The following is an 18,061-nucleotide window of genomic DNA, read 5'->3' on the forward strand; positions in this document are numbered from 1 at the left end:
AACCGGAGCCTGGCACCGGTTTTCAGGCAGCACGTCCCCAGGTTTAACATGTCAGCTGTGCATGCCACTCGCGCGCGGCATCGGCCGTGTCGAGAATGGCGTCCATCAGGGCCTGCTCGCTGCGCAGCGATGCCAGCGGCACGCTGCGCACGGCGACGTGGCAGCCTTCGTCGGCATGCCAGCGGCATTCGATGCCGTGCCGCGCCAGCCGCTGCGCCAGGGCCGCGCCGGCAGGCAGGTAGCCGGACGCGCCACAAGACGGCAGGCGCGCCGCCACCGTCAGGCAGTCGCCATCGGCGGCCACCGACGCGAACGTGACGATCTCACCGATCATCAGTTCCAGCACCGGCGTGCTACCGCACGCCTGGCCTGCCAGCATCGCCAGCTCCCCCAGCAGCCGCGCCGCGGCGGCGGCCGAGCCGTCCAGCGCGACGCCCTCTTCACTGTCATCCGTCTCCATCATTCCCGCCTCGCTCGATCCGCCCCTGCGCATTCTACCAAGAGCGCAGGGGCGGCCGGCCGCGAACGGCCGGAGCACGGGCACGTCTGCCGCGCGTCTCACAAGACCTGCAGAGCGCGCCACACGGGCACGCGCAGGCGCAGGATGGCCGACACCGTCTGGGGCAGCGTGGCATACAGCGATTCCAGTTGCGCCGCCTGGCGGCTGTCGCAGCCGACGGCCTGGCGGTAGCGGTCGAGCTTGTGGCGCACGGCCGCCAGCACCGTATCGACGTCGTCCACGCCGGGACGGTCCGTCAGCACCGTGTAGATCAGCCGTTGCAACAGGCCGGCGCGCAGGCCGCCGCCCAGCACGGGCGACGCCAGCACCTGGTACTGGTCGCCGTGGACGGCGTCGCGGGCGATGGCGCGGTTCAACGTGCGCGAGCGGCGCCCATCGTTGATGACGCCGTCGAGCATGAACAAGGCGGCCTGGCCGGATGCGGCCAGCAGCGCCCCCAGTTGCGCCACCTGTGCAAGGGGCAGGCCCAGCGCGTCGGCCAGCGTCGGCAGCGGCAGCGGACCGTCCGTCACCATGCCAAGCATGCGCCGCAGCTGTGGCAGCAGGGGCTCGGCCTGGCCGGCATCGATCCCGGGCGGCAGCAGCTCGATGGCGGCATCCGTACCCGCATCGACGCTGACGCGCGCCAGCCCCACGCGGCCCAGCCACTCGGCCTGGCGCGCGGCCGACATGCGGCGTGCGCCGCGCACCAGCACGTCCTCGCGGAACGGCGTGTTGTGCAGGTAGTCGTTGACGGTCTCGCGCATGACGCCATCGTCGATGGACGCCAACAAGGCGCGCTGTCGTTCGTTCAGGAACAGCGCGGGGTACGCGTGCGCCGGATTGGCCGCGCCGGCGAAATCGAGCTTGGCATTGGCCATGTCGCGCACGACGTCGACGTGGTACAGCGGCTCCCAGCCGCGGTTGAGGTATTCGTGCGCCAGGTAGCCCGCCTTGTCGTCGGCCAGCGAGGCCAGGCGGTGGCGCAGCATCGGATTGTCGTCGAAATAGCGGGCGCCGGCATCGATCATCGTCTGGACGAACGCGCGGGCCTGCGCCACCTGGCGCTCGCGGCCGGCCGGATGGCGCTCGGCATGCTCCAGCACCATGCGTTGCAGCGGCAGCGCGCCGGCCCAGCCGGGCATCGTGTTGTAATTGACGTAGACGATGCCGCCCGGCTTCAGGTAGCGGCCGATGAAATCGACGATGCAGCGGCGGTTTTCCGGTGTCACCCAGCTGTACACGCCGTACAGCGTGATGAAGTCCAGCGGCGGCAGGTCCGCCTTGCCGGCAGCCAGGTCGGCGAAGCTGCATTCGAGCAAGGTCAGGTTGTCGAGCTCTCCCCGTTCGGCCAGCTCGCGGGCCGAGGCCACGTGCGCGGGCTGGAAATCGTTGGCGTAGAAACGGCCATGCGGGTGGCTGGCCGCCAGCACGGCGGACGTCAGCCCCATTCCCGCGCCCAGCTCGAAATACGTGAACGGGCGGTCCAGCGGCATCGGTTCGACACCGTTCAGGATGCAGGCGATGGAAAGATGCGTGGGGCTCTGTTCGGGGAAGAATGCGGCGGGATAGGCGATGTCGGACACGTAGCCGTCGTTCCAGTCCATGGGGGCTCCTGTTGTTGTGCGAATGGGGGCACCGGCCATGCTGGCCGGTGCGGGTGTTCAGGCCTTGCGGCCCATGCGGCGGATGCGGTGCCACTGGAAGGTTTCGTCCAGCCGGCGATCGGCGGTGCCGCGGCCGGTATCGGACTGCGTGAAGTCGTTCGATGTCATGAGTGCTCCTTTCAGATCCACGATGCCGGGGGCCGGACGCATCCCGTCCGCCCCGGCTGTTTCGGGTGACGGGGTTACGCGCTGATCGTGCCGTCCTTGATGGCCATGCCGTAGTCGCCCTGGCCCAGCTTGCCGTCATGCTTGCCGTCCGTGGACGCTTCCAGCTTCTTGAACAGCTCGCCGTTGTTGTCCATCAGCTTCTGCGCCGCGGCCTGAACGTCTTCCGGCACCTGCACCGTGTTGCCGTTCTTGTCCTTGGCATAGCCGGTTTCCGCCATCATCTTCAGATTCTCGACGGACAGCAGGCCGATGTCCTTGTGCTTCTGGAACTCGTTGATGGTCTTGGCCGCGTCCGATCCCGTCGGCAGGCCACCCGTGGAGATCGGCGTATTGTCCGGCGCCGGCGCGCCGCGCGTGCCCGTATCTTTCGAGATCGTGCCGTCCTTGATGGCCTCGTTGTAGTCGCCCTGGCCCAGCTTGCCGTCGTGCTTGCCGTCGGTGGCGGACTCGAGCTTCTTGAACAGTTCGCCGTTGTTGTCCATCATCTTCTGCGCGGCCAGCTGCACGTCTTCGGGCACCTGCACCGTGTTGCCGTCCTTGTCCTTGGCATAGCCGGTTTCCGCCATCATCTTCAGGTTTTCCACCGACAGCAGGCCGATGTCCTTGTCCTTCTGGAAGTCGTTGATGGTCTTCGCGGCGGACGCGTCCGAAGGCAGGCCGTCCGTCTGGCCGCCCCATTGGGTCTTCTGCGGGCTGTCGAAGGACAGCGTGACCGTTTCCTTGCCGTTGTCCTTGCCGATCGAGCCGTCCTTCAGCGCCTCGCCGAAGTCGCCCTGGCCCAGCTTGCCGTCGTGCTTGCCGTCGGTGGCCGATTCCAGCTTCTTGAACAGCTCGCCGTTGTTTTCCATCATGCGCTGCGCGGCGCCCTGTACTTCTTCCGGCACCTGCACCGTGTTGCCGTTCTTGTCCTTGCAATAGCCCGTCTCGGCCATCATTTTCAGGTTTTCCACCGACAGCAGGCCGATGTCCTGCTCCTTCTGGAAGTCGTTGATGGTCTTGGCGGCGCCATATTCCGACGGCCGCGTGGTGGCGATATTGCCGTTCATGATGGCGTTCATGAAGTCCTTGTCGGACAGGCCGCGCACGCTGGTGCCGCCGCCGTCCTCGCCGCCGTTTTTCGAGATGGTGCCGTCCTTGATGGCGTTGCCGTAGTCGCCCTGGCCCAGCTTGCCGTCGTGCTTGCCGTCGGTGGCCGACTCCATCTTCTTGAACAGCTCACCGTTGTTGTCCATCATTTTCTGCGCGGCCAGCTGCACTTCCTCGGGCACCTGGAACGTCTTGCCGTCCTTGCCCGTGCAATAGCCCGTCTCGGCCATTTTCTGCATCTGTTCGACGGACAGCAGGCCGATATCGTGTTCTTTCTGGAAGTTGTTGATCGTTTTCGCCGCGCCCGATTCGGACGGCAGATTGCCTTCGTCGCCGACGCCCAGGATGTTCTTGGCGAACGCCTTGACCCAGGAAGGGACGGCCATGTCGTCGATGGCGTCGGACAGCGATTCCTTGTTGGCCTGGGAGCCGTACGGGCTGTGCGAGATATCGTGCAGCTCGGGACCGCCGTCGCCGCCGCGCGGGCGGACCGTGCCGCCGAACAGCGGCTCGTTGGAAGTGTAGGTCGTCGTTGTTGTGGTTGTCGTGATCGTCGCTGACATGCTGTTTTCTCCGGGACGTGAAAGGCGGCTTGGGCGCCGTAGGGTTGATGCCTGGAGCTGGCGCTCCGGCAGTACTGAGTGACCGGAAAAAATCGCTGGTTCCATGGGAGCAGGCGGGGCATCGCGGGGTCGCACGCGCGCGCGAAAAAACACGGCCGCGCAGGGCGGCCGCCGCCAGGGCTACAGCGCAGCCTGCGCCGTTTCCTCGGCCTTCTTGATGAACTTGGTGAATACCGCCACGTTGTTGACGTCGCTCTTGGCGGCGGCAACGGCCTCCATCTCGCGGATGACGTCCCGGCCCGCCGCGGGCGTGCCGGTCCTGCTGACTCTGCTGTCGGCCATGGGCCCTCCTACTGCTGGTCGTTGATCGACTTCGCCATCGTGTTGAAGATCTTCAGCTTTGCCAGCGACGACGCCTGCTGCGAGACCCACAGCTGGAACTCCATGGCATGCGCCGCGCCCTGCTGCGCCGCATCGCCCATCGGCGTTGTCGTCGTGCGTGCCATCTCGGCGCCCGGCTGGGCGCTCGCGATGTTGTTCTTCGCGTTCAGATAACTGCTCATCGCATCCTCCTGACGCGGACCGCGCCGCGCACGGCGCGGCCCACCGTTGTGGGCGGTCGGAACGGCCGCTGCTGGCCGTTCCCTGCCGCCCGCCTGGCAGTGCCTTAGATCAGACCCATGGCGTTGTCTTGCCCGGCCTTCTCCATTTTCAGACGCGTGTTGCTTGCGTTGACCGCGGTTTTTGCCGCGCCTGCAGCTTCCTGATCCGCGATTGCGTTTGCTGCGCCTGCACCTGCTGCCGCTCCGACTGCTGCCATGTGAACCTCCGTGATAGTTGAGAATTGCCGCCCTGGCTGATTGCTTCGGGTCGGTATCCATTAGTGGCGCCCTCCCGGCGGTAGTTCCATCGGGTTTGCACGAGATCGGCGTCACAACACAGTGCATATAAATGACATCGGCTGCGGATCGCATCGGCTTTTACGCCGCATCGCCTTTAGATCGGATGCGCTGGAACCCAAACGGGTACCGCCCACACCCATGGTGGCAGTCGCGGCCTCGGGCCACGCTGCACGGCGGCGCGCCCGCGCCGCCGGCCAACCCGTACAACAAAGGACACATCATGAACGTAGGCTTTTCCCCCGCCGGCTTCGGCGGCCCACAAGGTGTCATGTCGACGCAGGACTTCAAGTCGGAACTGAAGAACCAGACCAACGAAGACCTGATCAAGATGCTGGGCGACAGCAAGGTGTCGCCGATGGCCAAGGAGATGATCGGCAAGGAGCTGGAAGAACGCATGAACGCCAAGGGTGCCGAAGGTGCCGGCGGCGCGGGCGAATCCGAAGGCGAAGGCGACGACCTGAAGAAGCTGCTGAAGAAGCTGCAGGACGGCACGATCTCGTCGGAAGAACTGAAAAAGCTGTCCGGCATGCTGGGCGTGGACGTGGCCACGCTGGAAAAAGCCAAGGGCAAGGAAGCCGGCGGCGGCGCCGCGGCGGAGGGCGAGATCCAGGGCGGCTGATCTCCCCGGCGGATTGTCGCGCCGCCGCGCTTAGCGCGGCGGCATCCGTTTACACCAGCCCTTTTGGGAGAACACATGAATGCACCCCTCGAACATGCGCACTGGCCGCTGCGCGACGCGCACGAGATCGGATTCTGGCGCACGCTGAACCCGGACCTGACAATCAGCGCCAGGCCGCTGGCGCCGCAGCCTGCGACCGGCCTGGCGCGCGATCCCGCAGTGGCCGGCACCGTGGCCCGCCTGGCCGCCGACACGGTCCGTGAAGGCTATTTCCAGGCGCCTCCCGTCATCGGCCCGGCGCACGCGGCGCGGCTGGCACGGGCGGTCGAAGGCCTGGTCCAGCGCGGCATCCCGCCCGTATTCTGCCTTGTCTACGACGAATTCTGGTCGATGTTCGCGGGCCTCGATCCGCTGCTGCGCGCCCTGCTGGGCGACGGCTACCGCATGATGCCGACCGATATCTGGGCCTGGCACGTGGCCGCGCGCGAAGGGTCCACGGGCTGGGGACCGCACCGCGACCTGCCGCGCCAGGACGCCGTGCGCGCCAACGGCCTGCCCCGCCTCCTCAACGTGTGGCTGCCGCTGACGGACGTCTCGCCGGACAACGCCTGCATGTACGTGCTGCCGGCCCACCTGGACCCGAACTTCCCCCAGCACGTCGACGGCGGTGAATTCAGCCTGGGCGACTGGCAGAATATCCGCGCCCTGCCGGCGCAGGCGGGCAGCCCGCTGGGTTGGAATACGCAGGTGCTGCACTGGGGCGGCCGCAGCAGCGGGCGCGCGGCCGTGCCGCGCATCAGCGTGGGCATCTATTTTCACAGCGACGATTGCGACCTGCACGACCTGAATCCGGACGTGGCACGCCAGGGCTTCGCGTCGCTGCCGTTCGGCCCTGCGCTGGAGCTGCCGTTCGCCACCCGGCTGGAAGCGATCGCCGGTGCGATCTATATGTACAACCGGCGCATTCCCGGCGATTTTCCCGCCACGTGGGAGGCCGTGTTTGCGTTTGCGCGGCAGCATCGGCGCGCTGGCTGAGTCATACAGTTACGTCGGGGACGGGCTTGTCCCCGACGTAAAACCCTCCGACGTCTCCCCGTATGCGTAGCGACGCCTCTACGGCCCAGGGCGAAATCACACTGCATCCTGCTACCAGGCACCTCCAGCCCAAAAACGGCAGAGGTGCCTGCGCCTCCCTTACGGTGCCGGATTGTCCGCCGAGAAGTGGCTGGTGCGGCCGAACTGGTTCAGCGTCACCTGCCAGGCCTTGTCCGCCGCCGCCCGCAGCGTGTCGCGACCGTTCTCAGGGCCAAACGATTCGATGAAGCTGTCGTAGTCGGACACATACTTCGCCGGATCGCCGCCGGGCATGCCCATGCCCAGTCCCAGCTTTCCGTCGAGCTGGTTGCCGACCCACATGGCTTCATGCATCGAGTGGCCGCCGTCATGGGTCAGGAACATCATCGTGCCCAGCAGCGCATCCTTGGCGTCGATGTCGCCGCCTTTTGCCAGCATGTGGCCGACCGCATGCATGACGATATTGGTGGAGCCGGAGACGCCGCTGACGAACGGTTCGCCATGCTGCAGGGCGCTGCGCAGCTCGGGACTGGTGTCGTGCAGCTTGGGCCGGTTGCGGTCCCCCGGATGCATCGCCGCCTCGGCCGGGTGCGTGCGCACCGTATCCGGCTGGTGGTGCGACGTGATGCCCGCCTTGGCCGTCGCCCGGTTCGGGTTCGGCTGCATTTCCGTTTCACGCGCCGACGCCGGTCCCACGACATCGCGATAGTTGACGTTTGCACGTCGCATCCACGGTGCGCCGTCACCCATGCACAGCGACATCTTGACGGTCAGGTAGGGCACGGCAATGCAGTCGAAACCCGTCTCCTTGGGTGCCCGCAGCAGATTCTTCAGCGCCCGCAGCTCGTGTCCCGGCGGCGCCTGGAAGAACGCCTCCAGCTCCGGCGCATTGGCCTGCCAGCCGCGGCGCTCATGCCGCATCATGTCCTGCACCGCCACCGCCGTGCGTTGCTGGTCCCCGGGGGCAAGCCGCGACAATGCATGGTCCAGGTGACCGCTGAGCGCTTCCATGCTGTCCTTGACGCTGTCCGGCGTGTTGTGCACCAGCTCGTTGATCATCACCGACTCCAGCGCCCGGCCGTAGACATTGTCGTGCAGTTGGGTGGCGTGGTCGCGCAATTGCGACGGCGCGGGGATATCGTCGCTCAGCTGTCCGGCGAGTCGGGCCAGGCCGCCCAGACCCCGGTCCTCGCAGTCGTCCGCGACCTTGTCCAGCCACGCCTTGGTGGAACCGAAGCTCAGGCGATGCTGCATCACCCGGTCCATCGTTTCAAAGCCCAGCTTGCGCAGGAACTCCTGTTGTCCCGGGCCGGCGTTGCGCTGGGCGTGGCGAATCTCGTACCCGAGATGCGTCATGCAGTCCATCGGCATCCGGCCCGTCTGGCGCGGCGCGCGCGACGGGCCGGCCCGCTGCATCTCCTGCGCATGCACGGCTTCGCTGACGGCCTTCATCATGCCGCCGAACGCACCGGCGGTCAGGCGATTGTCGGGGTTGGCCAGCCACGTACGCGCACGCTCGATCTCCCGTCCCGCCGGAGTACCCTGCAGGCGGAACGCGTGTTCCGTGTTCTCCAGGACCGTCAGCGCCGCCTGGCGCCCCTTGGCCTCGCCGCGATGGAAGTCCTGTACCGGCATCGTGCTGTCCGTGTACAGGTCCAGCCGGGTGTCCGGCCGGCCGCCCACCTGGGCATGACCGAGGCGGGGGTCGCCGCGGCGCTGGTCGTGGCCCAGCACGATCAGGTGACCGATATCTTCCAGATTGGCCTTGCTGTTCCAGTCCACCGTGTCGAGCACCGTGGTGCGCGCACCGACCACCGGCGCAGCCGGCTCGGCCGCGGCCGCCGGCTGTGACGGTCCCGCCGGTTGCGTCCCGCGCGCCTGTCGCTGCAGGGGGTGCGGCCCTGCCGGCCGCGTCCCGCGCGCCGACGGCAGGCCACCGGATCCCTGCGCGGGCGGCCCCGCCGGCCGCACCGGTAGCGCCTGGCGCGGATCATTCATATTGCCGGGAAAGCCATGGGGGATATGACCGCCCCCTCCTTGCGTTCGATTGAACATCGTATCTCCGTACTCACTAAGCCTCGGGTTGTCCGCCCCACCCGTACAGGGAACCACCCAGGTGAGTGGGCCGAGGCGGCCAAAGGTTCGCACCGTACCGCTTTTGAACCAAAGCCGCGCAGGCGCCACTCATCGGGTGATCCCTGTACGGGTGGGGCAACAACCCGGACCGCCAACAGCGAAGGTGCGGCAATGAGATTCAATTTACTGCGAGGATTGACGGGTCATGACACCCCGCCCGCGCCAGCCGATGCGGCCGGCGCCCGCAGCAGGGCTGCCAGCGCGCCGCCGGCGTCCCTGCCGACGCAGCGCCCACGCGCGCCGGGCGCCCGTGCCACCTGCGCCCAACTGCTCAGGCGTGCACGCGACACCGCGGCCACGGCGGTACGCACGGCGGGTCCCGGCAAGGAGGCGCCGCCGCCCCGGCTTCCCGTCGTCGGCCCGAACACCACTGTGTTCGATACGGTGGCCTGGAACTCCGGCAAGCCCCCTGCGGACGTCGGCAATATCCTCGTGCTGGGCCGCCCCCAGCGTACCGGCGACCCCCGCCTTGGACCAGCACAGGTGCAAGGCCATGCGGTCGCGCTCGACCTGCACGCGGATCCGCGTGTCCCGGCCGACGCGGACGCCATCCGGCAGGGCCGCGATGCCGTCATGAGCATCCTGGGCAATACGGAACGCGAGTATGCGCTGACGGGAACGCATGCGGGCCGGGTGATCGACCATGCCCGCGACTGGCTGGCGCAGCCGGGCTGCCGCGTCACGGCGCGCGACCTGGGCGCCATCATGAAGTCCGTCGGCGAGGCGATCCACCTGCAAACCGTCGGCACGCTGGGCGCTTCGCGTGAAGAGCGCACGGCCGGCCGCATGCCGATGGAATGCATGACGCACCTGGGGCACCAGATCCGCGCTGCCATGCGCACGGCAGACCCGGTACAGCGTCGCTACCTGCACAATCTTGGCGCGGAAACCATGGGCCGCGTATTGCGGCATGACCTGTCGTTTGCCAGCACGCAGAACTTCCTGCAGGAGGTGCAGGCCGGCTGCCAGCGCGCCGGCCTGGGTGCGCTGGCGGAGCTGGCTGGCGAGCTGGGCAGCCAGATCCCGTCAGCGGACAAGGCGGGCGATCATGCCACCCGGCTTCACGACAATATCTATGGCCGGGCCATGGAAACCGTGCTGATGGCCGAACTGGTGCGCCAGCCGCCGGCCAGTGTCGGCGCGGCGATGGATGCGATGGCGCAGCAGCTGCTGGAGACACTGGAAGCTCTGACGCCGGACGATCAGGAAAAAGTGGCCGGCAGGGTGCTGGAGATGGTGCAGGCCGAACGCCGCAGCTGGCAGACGGAGTCGCCCAAGCTGGAAGCGTTCGCTCAGGCACCGTATGGCGCCGACGCGCTGCGTGCGTTGAAATCCCTGCTGAGCCAACCGGCACGCAACGGCGCGGACTGCCTCGCCATCCCCTATCTGACCGTCAAGCTGTCGCTGAAACTCGACCAGATCCGCCCCGCGCCCTGGATGGCGGCTGCGAACGCCAACTACACCGGCGTCGTGGGACCGGCTTCGGCACGGGAAACAAGGGCGTTCAACCCGAACCGGATGTCCCGGAAGGCCGGCGTCACGGCGCACCACCAGCCGCCGATTGCCTGGTCGTCGGAACCGGCCATGCACCCGGCGGACCGCAATATCCCGCTGCTGAACAAGCCGAGCCCGGAGCTGACGCAGGCGTTGCAGCACGGCGTGCCGTTCGTCAGCGGCGTCTCGGGCTCCACCAATATCGCGATGCACATGGTGGACCATATGCTCCGCAACGGCAAGACTGTCGATGCCAGGGATGCGCTGCTGGGAACGATGATGTTCCTGACCCACGATGGCGGCCATTCGATGCACGAGGCCATGTGGGTCGGCAACCAGCTGGAGCAGACGCGCGGGCTGCCGTTGGGGTTAGGGGCGGTACCCCGGCCGATTTCGTGGCCGATTACCAGCATTTCCTCGGTGGATTCCCGCCCCACAAGGGCGGCGCCACCATCGACGCCGCCGTCAACACGGCGTGGCATGCGACGCTGAACCACTTCGGCCGGCACAGCCACTTTTCGCCCGAGCGGCCGGCCGGCTAGCAGTGCGGCGGACGGGGCGCCGCACCGTCAGCGCTGCCGCGCCGTCCAGCGTCGATACGCCGCCAGCGCCGTTGCCGGCCCCGTGCCGTACCACGCGTAACCGTCGCGGCGCTCCCGACTCAGCTCATTCACGTCCGTATGAATGGTGCGGTCGCGGTCCCCGAAGACCGGCCGCATCGTGACGGGACCGACGAGGCGCGGCCACAGCGGTCCGGCGCCCGGCCGCGAGACGAGCACCCTGCCACGCTCGCCGTCACGATGCCATTCCACGTCCTGGACGGCAACGCGCTGCAGCCACGCAACGCCCTCCTCGACCGCCGCGACGATCTCCGGGCGGGGCTGCGGCAACGCCATCAGCAGCATCAGCAGGCGCGCGCTTTCCGCCGTGGACAGCGCCACCGGTTCGAAATTGCGCGCGCCGACCGGCGCCAATGTCAATGCATCGTGCTGCTGGCACCAACCCGTGCGCACGCCGCCGGCGCGCACCTGGCTGGCCAGAATGACCTCGATCGCGCGCGCCTGCGCGGTGGCGGCGCGCGCCGCCAGGTCGGCGGGCACGAAAGCATAGTCCCCCTGGCGCGCCGCCACGTTACCCAGCAGGCCGACCACCTGGGCGATGGCGTCGTCGTTGAATGTGATGGCATCGTGATAACCGCCCTGCAGCGGATACACCTGCGGGTAGCCGCCGTTGGGATACTGCGCCTGCAGAAGATAGCCGATGCCCTTCAGCGCCGATGCGCGATACGCGTCGCCGGCGCTGTCCGGGCGGGCCGCCTGCACGCGCGCGAGGAAGCGCAGTTCCGCGATCGTGGCGTCGTTGTCGATGGTGCCGACATAGCTCCAGCCGTCCGCGCGCGACACCACCCCACCGCTTGGATCGTCGTCAACGGGCGCGTAGTGTTCGCCGCGCCGTCGCGGCGGGCCGCGCCGGTCCACGTTCTTGCCCCAGCCGCCCGCCGGCGTCTGGAAGCTGACGATATTGTCCGCCACCGTTGTGGCATCAGCAGAGGCATACCACACGGCCGGACGATCCACCGGCATGCCCGACTCGCCCTTCAGATGCGGCGCCGCCGACACGGACCCGGGCCCGCCGTCGCGCTCCGCCGCCAGCGCCGCCTTGTCCGCCGCCATGGATGCCTGCGAACGGGCCAGGTAGTCGCGCCATGCGGGCTGCTGGTTCGCCGGCAGCGCCGCGATGCGGGTTGCGGTGACCGGCTGCGCCGGGGTCATGGTGCCGATGACGCCGGCCGCTGCAGGCAACGACAGCGCGATTGCCATTGCTGCCGCTGATACTGTCCGTGCTGCTTTCACTGCTGTCCTTTCACCGCTTCGCCAAACGCCCGATAGCGGAAATCGCGGAAGCGCACCGTTCCCTTACCGACCGCGTACAGGGCCGGCTTGAGCGACATGAAGCCGCCGCGCACATTGTGGTGGTAGCCGGAGACTTCATAGCCGCGCGGACCGCGCTGCCACGTCTTGCCGTCGCCGGACATGTGGATGCTGACGATGTGCCGGCGGTTGCGGATGCGAATGAACAGGCGCTTGCCATAAGTGTTCGCCAGCTTGCCGTGCTCCGTGCCGTAGCGGTGCAGGGTGAACTGTTCGGCATCGAAGCCCAGGCCGCAATACAGCTTGTGGTCGTAGAACAGCAGCAGGCCGCCGCGCGTGCCGGCGTCCACGTCGATCTCGCACTGGAACTCGTAATCCTGGTCCGGCGCGACAAACACCAGCGGCGACGAATCGGACGGCTCGCTGCCGCTGGCCTGCAGGTGCAGCGTGTTGTCCCTGCGTGCCAGGCGCCGGCTTTCCGTTGGCGCGGGGCTGAAGAAGTTCCACTGGATGCCGTATTTGTCGGTGCCGAAGTCGTCGGACAACGCCATGCCGTGCGGCCCCGTGGCACCGCCGGCGGGCTTCCTGAGCGGTTGCGACAGGTCGCCGCCGCCGAACTCCGGCCAGCCGTCGGCAGACCAGGTGACGGGCGCCAGCAACGCCTGCCGGCCCAGTGTCCAGAAGCCGTTCTCGTAGCCGTGGTAGACGCCCCACCAGTCGCCGGCCGGCCCCTGCACCAAGGTCGCATGGCCGCGCGACCACCATTTTTCGTCCACGCTGGTGGTGCGCACGAGCGGGTTGCGCGGATGGTGCTGCCACGGACCGTGGATGGACTTCGACCTGGCGGCGATCACCATATGCCCGGTCGGCGGGCCGGAAGTTCCGCCCACAGCCAGGATCAGGTAATAGTAGCCGCCGTGGCGCAGCACTTTCGGCCCCTCGGGCGAAAACGCCTCGACTTCCCAGTCGTCCGGATAGCGCCACGGTTCGTAGACCCGTTCCGGTTGGCCGATTGTCGACAGCCCGTCGTCGGCCAGCCGCACGCGATCGACCCCGGACAGGAACAGCCAGCGCGAACCGTCCTCGCCGACGGCATGGCCCGGGTCGATGTGCTTCGGCAGGTTCAGGTCGATGGGATCGGACCACGGTCCGCGGATGTCGTCGGCCCAGATCACCCACGACGTGGTTTTCGCCCCCGGCACCGCCGTCTTCTTCGTCGGGATGTACAGGTAGTAGCGGCCCTTGTGCTTGCACAGTTCCGGCGCCCAGACCGACCCGATATTGCGCTGCAGGGTTGCGACCAGAGGCTGCCAGTTGACCAGGTCGCGCGAATGCCAGATCACGAGGCCCGGATAGGCGTCGAACGTGGAAAACGTCATGTAGTAATCCGCGCCGTCCTTCAGGATCGACGGGTCGGGCCGGTCGCCAGCCACGATGGGGTTGAGGAAGGTGCCGTTGCCCAGATCCGCCTTGCGCTGCCCTTCCGGGCCGCGCGCCCAGGCCGGCAGCGCCGGCGGACATGCGGCCTGCGCGGCTGGCCCCAGCAGCAGCGTGCCCAGGCCCGCCGACTTCAATGCGTTGCGTCGTGTGACCATCGTGACCTCAGAATTTGTAGCGGGCGCCGAGCAGGTACTCGCGGCCCGTGACGTTGTAGACCATGACGCTGTTGCGGGCACGGCCCACGAACTGGTCGGTCGCCTCGTTGGTCAGGTTGACGCCTTCGAACGTGAACTCCAGGTTGTCGTTCCATTTATAGGACAGCGAGAGATCGACGTTGAACGTCTCGTTCTTGCCCTGCACGTCGTTGTTGTTCTGCGCCGGCACCACCTGCAGGTAGGCGGAGCGGTAGGCGCCCGTCAGCCGCGCGCTGAAGCGGTTGTCGTCGTAGTAGAACGTCGTGTTCCAGGACTTCGGCGACAGGTTCACCAGCTCGTCGCGCACCGTGCCGCTGTTGGCCGTGTTGGCGGAGATGATGTAGTCGATCTTCGAGGCCACCTTCGTGTAGTTGGCGATCAGCCCGAAGTTGCGGCCCCAGGAGGGGAGGAACGTGAACGGCTGCTGGTAATTCAATTCGAACCCGCGCAGCTTGCCGCCCGGCGTGTTCAGGAAGCTGCTGACGTCGAACATCTCCGTGCCGTTGAAGTTCGCCGGCAGCAGCGACAGCGGCAATCCCGTCTGGTTGTACGGCATCGACTGGCGCACGCCCTGGATATAGCTGGCGATGTTCTTCTGGAACAGGCCCAGTCCCAGGAAAGCCTTGTTGGGGAAGTAGTACTCGAACGACGCGTCGAACGTCTTGGCGCGGAACGGCTCGAGCGTCGGGTTGCCGGACGAGATGCCCAGCGCGCCCACGGTGCTGATGGTGCCGCCGGGATTGAGGTTGCCCAGCGCGGGCCGCGACATGACCTTGGCCGCCGCCAGCCGCACGAGGAAGTCCTTCGTCACGCTGGCCGTCACGTTCACGGCCGGCAGGAAGTCCTTGTACTCGTTGGTGGCGGTGACCAGCGTGCCGCCGCCGGTGGCGACGTAACCCTGCGCCGTCAGCTTCGTTTTCACATAGCGGCCGCCCACGTTGCCGCGCACGGGAATGCCCCACAGTTCGCTGTCGAAGTCGCCTTGCAGGAACACGCCACGGTCCTCTTCTTCGATGGCGCGGTTGTTACCGCGTGCGCTCGTGTTCTCGATGGACGTCAACGTAAAATCGCCGGGGCCGCCGGCCGGACCCGTTTTCAGGCAGTTGCAGTAGGCGTCGTACAGCGCCGTGATGGCGCCGATGTCGGGCTTGACCCAGCTGGTGGCCGTGCCGGCCGGCAGGTCCTGGTCCGGACCGAAGCCGGTGACAAGGCCCGTCAGGCCGTTCAGCGACGTCCCGGCCGGCAGCCCGTAGATCGTTTCGGCCGTGTTGGCGCGGCGCGATTCCCAGGTGCGGAACTTGTACTTCTTCAGGTTGATGCCGCCCTTGACGGTCCAGGCGTCGCTGGCGCGCCAGGCCACGTCGGCCGACAGCACGTCGTTGACGTTCGACGTGCCCTGCGGGCGGATGCGGATCTCGCTGGGGAGAGCATTGGCGGCGGCAGTCGCGCCGGCCGGCACGCCGTATATTCCAAGTACGCCGGCCCGCGTCACGTCGAACGGGTAAGAGATCAATGGCAGCCGGTCGTTCTGGCGGAAGTCGAGCGTGTAGCCGTTGACGTTCGGCGCATCCAGCGTGACGGTGGTCTGGATCGGATTGTCGAACGTGGATTTGGCGCGGCCGATCGCCGCGCTGACGCGCCAGTCCTCGCTGATCTGGTGCGACAGGTTCAAGGTCGGCTGCGTGAACTTCGTGCTCATCTCGTCGTAGCGCGACTCGGAGCGGATATCGACGCCGTTGAAGACCCCGTACCGCAGCCGGCCCAGCGCGTCGTACTGCGCCTGCACGACGGACGTTTGCGGCTTGCCGCCGGACGTGGCGTTGCGGCTGAACGAGAAGCCTTCGAGATAGTGTTCCTCGCGCGTCGCATCGAGGTCGGCGTACAGCATGTCCACCGAGATGCGCGTGCCGCGGCGCGGCTTCCACTCGAACGACGCCGTGATGCCGAGGCGGTCCTGCTCGTGCACCATGCGGCCGTAGCGGGGGAAGCGGGGGTGGTAGTTGGCCGGATTGCTGGCGTCGTTGTAGGCGTCCGTCGCCCCTGGCTGGCCGGCAGGCGCGTGGCGACGGGGAAGCCGGCCGCGGTCGTGCCGCAGTTGGGCGACGCCGACGTGCCCACTCCCATTGGCGCGCACCAGCCGCCCACCGAGGGCCCGTGGTCCCAGCGGCCGCTGGAAAATCCGTCTTCCAGCACATTCCTTTTGCCCCACGCGGCCGAGACGAGGTAGCCCATCGTGTTGTTGTTGAACGTATCGGACAGCATGACGGCGCCGCGCGGGTCTGTCCTTTCGGACAGGCTGTTGTAGCGGCCCTTGATCATCGCGGTGGCATTGAAGCCCCGTTTGGCCATGTCGAACGGGCGCATCGTCTGCAGATCCACCGTCGCGCCCAGCGAGCCCTCTTCCACCTCGGCCGACGAGCTTTTACGTACCGTCAGGGAGCTGAACAGCTCGGACGCGAACACATTGAAGTCGAAGCCGCGGCCGCGGTTGATGCCGCCGCTGTTGTCGCTGCCGCCTGTCGTGGCGAGACCTTCGATGCCGTTGATGCGCACCCGTGTAAAGTCCTGGCCCAGGCCGCGCACGGTAATGCTGCGCCCTTCCCCCGCGTCGCGGTCGATCGCCACGCCGGGGATGCGCTGCAGCGATTCGGCCAGGTTCGTATCGGGAAATTTACCGATGTCCTCGGCCTTGACGACATCGACGATGCCGTTCTCGGTGCGCTTGGCACTGAGCGCGCTTTCCAGCGAAGCCCGCAGGCCGGTGACGACGACTGTGGTGGGTTCATCAGGCGTTTGCTGGGCGTGGGCCAGGCCGGCGGCCAGCGCCCCGGCCAGTGCCGTCAGCGTGAGTGCGCGTTTCTGCTGCATTGAATGGTCTCCGTTCTGATTATGATCGCGTCTGCTGCGCGTAGCGATTCGGGATCGCCGTTGCTCAAGCATGACGGAGTTGTTCAGACGGCACCAATAACTAAAACGGCGCTTGCAGGGTGAAATCGATATCAGGCGGCTATGGATGAGCGCATCTTGCGCCAACGTCGGCGAAGTGGCGTTGATTTGCACTTGGGCCGACCGACAAGCGGCCTGACCACTTATATTTCTGGCTGACCAGTGACGCGTTAACGCAACAACTGGCCGGACCAGAGGCGCGCCGCCGTCCGGCACGCACCAGTCCGGCCCCGGATCAGGCCGCCACGACTCCGGCCCCGGCGGCGGCCCGGCAGACATAGATCGTCGCCAGCTGGCCTTCCGGCCCGCGGTACGTCTGTTCGACGGCCGCGCTGACGTCGGCCACCTGCTCCTCCGGCACCAGCGCCACGACGCAGCCGCCAAAGCCGCCGCCCGTCATGCGCACGCCGCCGGACTGCTTGACGACGCCCTTGACGATATCGACCAGCTGGTCGATCAGCGGCACGGTGATTTCGAAGTCGTCGCGCATCGACACGTGCGACGCTTCCATCAGCTCGCCCATACGCGCCAGGTCGCCTGCGGCCAGCGCCTGGCCGGCCGCCTCGACGCGGGCATTTTCCGTCACGACGTGGCGCGCGCGGCGCAACGTCAGCGGATCGAGCTCGCCGCCGCGTGCTTCCAGCATTGCCGCATCGACGTCGCGCAGCGCCTTGACGCCGAAGTGGCGCGCCGCTTCCTCGCACTGGCGGCGGCGCGTGTTGTATTCGCTGTCCACCAGCCCGCGCTCGACGTGCGAGTGGAAGATCATGATGGCCGCGCCGGAGGGAATCGGTACCAGCTGCGTTTCCAGCGAACGGCAGTCGATCAGCAGCGCATGGCCTTCCACGCCGGAGGCGGAAATGATCTGGTCCATATTGCCGCACTTGGTGCCGACGAAATCGTTCTCGGCCTGCTGCGCGATCAGCGCCATGTCGATGGGGCTGAGCGACTCGAAACCTGGCAACGTGGCGAACACGCGGCAGACGGCGACCGACAGCGATGCGGACGACGACAGGCCGGCACCTTGCGGCACGTCGCCCGAAATCACCATATCCAGGCCGCGCATCGGCAGGCCGCGCTTGACCAGCACGTCGATCACAGCGCGCACGTAATTGGCCCACATCGGGTCGTCGCGGCGCTCGATGGGCGCGTCCAGCGAGAACTCGTCCGTCGCGTTGGCATAGTCGGCGGCGACGATGCGCATGACGCGGTCGTCGCGCTCGCGCGCGGCGATCACGGTGCGGTAGTCGATCGCGCAGGGCAGTACGAGACCGTCGTTGTAGTCGGTATGCTCGCCGATCAGGTTGACACGGCCGGGGGCCTGCACCACCAGGGCTGGCGCCGTACCGAACTTGTCGGAAAACGCCGAGCGGGTGTGCTCGATAAGGGGAGATTCGCTCAT

Annotated in this window: 14 protein-coding genes and 1 pseudogene; 3 read left to right on the plus strand and 12 right to left on the minus strand. The window is 67.3% G+C overall.

The features are described from left to right. Positions 1 to 43: 43 nt before the first annotated feature. The 6 genes from E1742_RS04095 to E1742_RS26080 all read right to left on the minus strand — a co-directional run bounded on the left by E1742_RS04095 (position 44) and on the right by E1742_RS26080 (position 4,803). Positions 44 to 463, minus strand: a complete 420-nt coding sequence (locus E1742_RS04095) for a hypothetical protein (RefSeq protein WP_134383675.1) — start codon at positions 461 to 463, stop codon at positions 44 to 46. Between the two features lie 95 nt (positions 464 to 558). Continuing rightward, complete coding sequence (locus E1742_RS04100; protein ID WP_134383676.1) at positions 559 to 2,106, minus strand: methyltransferase regulatory domain-containing protein; 1,548 nt, start codon at positions 2,104 to 2,106, stop codon at positions 559 to 561. 242 nt (positions 2,107 to 2,348) lie between these two features. After that, entirely contained in the window at positions 2,349 to 3,983 is a 1,635-nt protein-coding gene (locus E1742_RS04105; protein WP_134383677.1) for a hypothetical protein, read from the minus strand. A gap of 180 nt (positions 3,984 to 4,163) precedes the next feature. Beyond that, positions 4,164 to 4,325, minus strand: a complete 162-nt coding sequence (locus E1742_RS26075) for a hypothetical protein (protein ID WP_166793414.1) — start codon at positions 4,323 to 4,325, stop codon at positions 4,164 to 4,166. An 8-nt stretch (positions 4,326 to 4,333) separates the two neighbouring features. Further along, complete coding sequence (locus tag E1742_RS04110; protein ID WP_134383678.1) at positions 4,334 to 4,546, minus strand: hypothetical protein; 213 nt, start codon at positions 4,544 to 4,546, stop codon at positions 4,334 to 4,336. A 104-nt stretch (positions 4,547 to 4,650) separates the two neighbouring features. Further along, positions 4,651 to 4,803 (minus strand): hypothetical protein, encoded by a 153-nt coding sequence (locus E1742_RS26080; protein ID WP_166793415.1) that lies wholly within the window; start codon positions 4,801 to 4,803, stop codon positions 4,651 to 4,653. 302 nt (positions 4,804 to 5,105) lie between these two features. Between E1742_RS26080 and E1742_RS04115 the strand changes: the two genes are divergently transcribed. Together E1742_RS04115 and E1742_RS04120 are read left to right on the plus strand one after the other, a co-directional pair. Further along, positions 5,106 to 5,504 (plus strand): hypothetical protein, encoded by a 399-nt coding sequence (locus E1742_RS04115; RefSeq protein ID WP_229466510.1) that lies wholly within the window; start codon positions 5,106 to 5,108, stop codon positions 5,502 to 5,504. Between the two features lie 75 nt (positions 5,505 to 5,579). Then, complete coding sequence (locus tag E1742_RS04120) at positions 5,580 to 6,539, plus strand: phytanoyl-CoA dioxygenase family protein (protein WP_134383679.1); 960 nt, start codon at positions 5,580 to 5,582, stop codon at positions 6,537 to 6,539. A 159-nt stretch (positions 6,540 to 6,698) separates the two neighbouring features. On the opposite strand, the gene E1742_RS04125 is transcribed toward E1742_RS04120, so the two are convergent. Continuing rightward, on the minus strand, positions 6,699 to 8,633 hold the full coding sequence (locus E1742_RS04125) for a hypothetical protein (protein ID WP_134383680.1): 1,935 nt from the start codon (positions 8,631 to 8,633) through the stop codon (positions 6,699 to 6,701). A gap of 192 nt (positions 8,634 to 8,825) precedes the next feature. Between E1742_RS04125 and E1742_RS04130 the strand changes: the two genes are divergently transcribed. Further along, entirely contained in the window at positions 8,826 to 10,700 is a 1,875-nt protein-coding gene (locus E1742_RS04130; RefSeq protein ID WP_134383681.1) for a hypothetical protein, read from the plus strand. A gap of 77 nt (positions 10,701 to 10,777) precedes the next feature. Here E1742_RS04130 and pelA read toward each other — a convergent pair whose 3' ends face one another. The 5 genes and pseudogenes from pelA to galK form a co-directional block, all read right to left on the minus strand. After that, complete coding sequence (gene pelA, locus E1742_RS04135; protein WP_134383682.1) at positions 10,778 to 12,028, minus strand: pectate lyase; 1,251 nt, start codon at positions 12,026 to 12,028, stop codon at positions 10,778 to 10,780. A 29-nt stretch (positions 12,029 to 12,057) separates the two neighbouring features. Further along, positions 12,058 to 13,674, minus strand: a complete 1,617-nt coding sequence (locus tag E1742_RS04140) for a family 43 glycosylhydrolase (RefSeq protein WP_134383683.1) — start codon at positions 13,672 to 13,674, stop codon at positions 12,058 to 12,060. A gap of 7 nt (positions 13,675 to 13,681) precedes the next feature. Next, positions 13,682 to 15,682: a TonB-dependent receptor gene (locus E1742_RS26335; RefSeq protein ID WP_229466512.1), complete on the minus strand. Its 2,001-nt coding sequence runs from the start codon at positions 15,680 to 15,682 to the stop codon at positions 13,682 to 13,684. 425 nt (positions 15,683 to 16,107) lie between these two features. Beyond that, positions 16,108 to 16,938: pseudogene (locus E1742_RS27205) on the minus strand (TonB-dependent receptor plug domain-containing protein); the annotation flags it as partial. Further along, a complete protein-coding gene (gene galK, locus E1742_RS04155; protein WP_134383686.1) occupies positions 16,895 to 18,061 on the minus strand; it encodes a galactokinase in 1,167 nt (388 codons plus the stop codon). The pseudogene E1742_RS27205 and the gene galK, both read right to left, overlap by 44 nt.

It is taken from the genome of Pseudoduganella plicata, from assembly GCF_004421005.1.
Classification (GTDB): domain Bacteria; phylum Pseudomonadota; class Gammaproteobacteria; order Burkholderiales; family Burkholderiaceae_D; genus Rugamonas; species Rugamonas plicata.

Excerpts from the sequence above, each read along its gene's own strand:
- galK (WP_134383686.1), bottom strand. The coding sequence starts at position 18,061 with ATGAGCGAATCTCCCCTTATCGAGCACACCCGCTCGGCGTTTTCCGAC.
- E1742_RS04110 (WP_134383678.1), bottom strand. The coding sequence starts at position 4,546 with ATGAGCAGTTATCTGAACGCGAAGAACAACATCGCGAGCGCCCAGCCG.
- E1742_RS04140 (WP_134383683.1), bottom strand. The coding sequence starts at position 13,674 with ATGGTCACACGACGCAACGCATTGAAGTCGGCGGGCCTGGGCACGCTG.
- E1742_RS04100 (WP_134383676.1), bottom strand. The coding sequence starts at position 2,106 with ATGGACTGGAACGACGGCTACGTGTCCGACATCGCCTATCCCGCCGCA.
- E1742_RS26335 (WP_229466512.1), bottom strand. The coding sequence starts at position 15,682 with ATGGTGCACGAGCAGGACCGCCTCGGCATCACGGCGTCGTTCGAGTGG.
- E1742_RS04125 (WP_134383680.1), bottom strand. The coding sequence starts at position 8,633 with ATGTTCAATCGAACGCAAGGAGGGGGCGGTCATATCCCCCATGGCTTT.
- E1742_RS04120 (WP_134383679.1), top strand. The coding sequence starts at position 5,580 with ATGAATGCACCCCTCGAACATGCGCACTGGCCGCTGCGCGACGCGCAC.
- pelA (WP_134383682.1), bottom strand. The coding sequence starts at position 12,028 with ATGGCAATCGCGCTGTCGTTGCCTGCAGCGGCCGGCGTCATCGGCACC.
- E1742_RS04105 (WP_134383677.1), bottom strand. The coding sequence starts at position 3,983 with ATGTCAGCGACGATCACGACAACCACAACAACGACGACCTACACTTCC.
- E1742_RS26075 (WP_166793414.1), bottom strand. The coding sequence starts at position 4,325 with ATGGCCGACAGCAGAGTCAGCAGGACCGGCACGCCCGCGGCGGGCCGG.
- E1742_RS26080 (WP_166793415.1), bottom strand. The coding sequence starts at position 4,803 with ATGGCAGCAGTCGGAGCGGCAGCAGGTGCAGGCGCAGCAAACGCAATC.
- E1742_RS04095 (WP_134383675.1), bottom strand. The coding sequence starts at position 463 with ATGATGGAGACGGATGACAGTGAAGAGGGCGTCGCGCTGGACGGCTCG.
- E1742_RS04115 (WP_229466510.1), top strand. The coding sequence starts at position 5,106 with ATGAACGTAGGCTTTTCCCCCGCCGGCTTCGGCGGCCCACAAGGTGTC.
- E1742_RS04130 (WP_134383681.1), top strand. The coding sequence starts at position 8,826 with ATGAGATTCAATTTACTGCGAGGATTGACGGGTCATGACACCCCGCCC.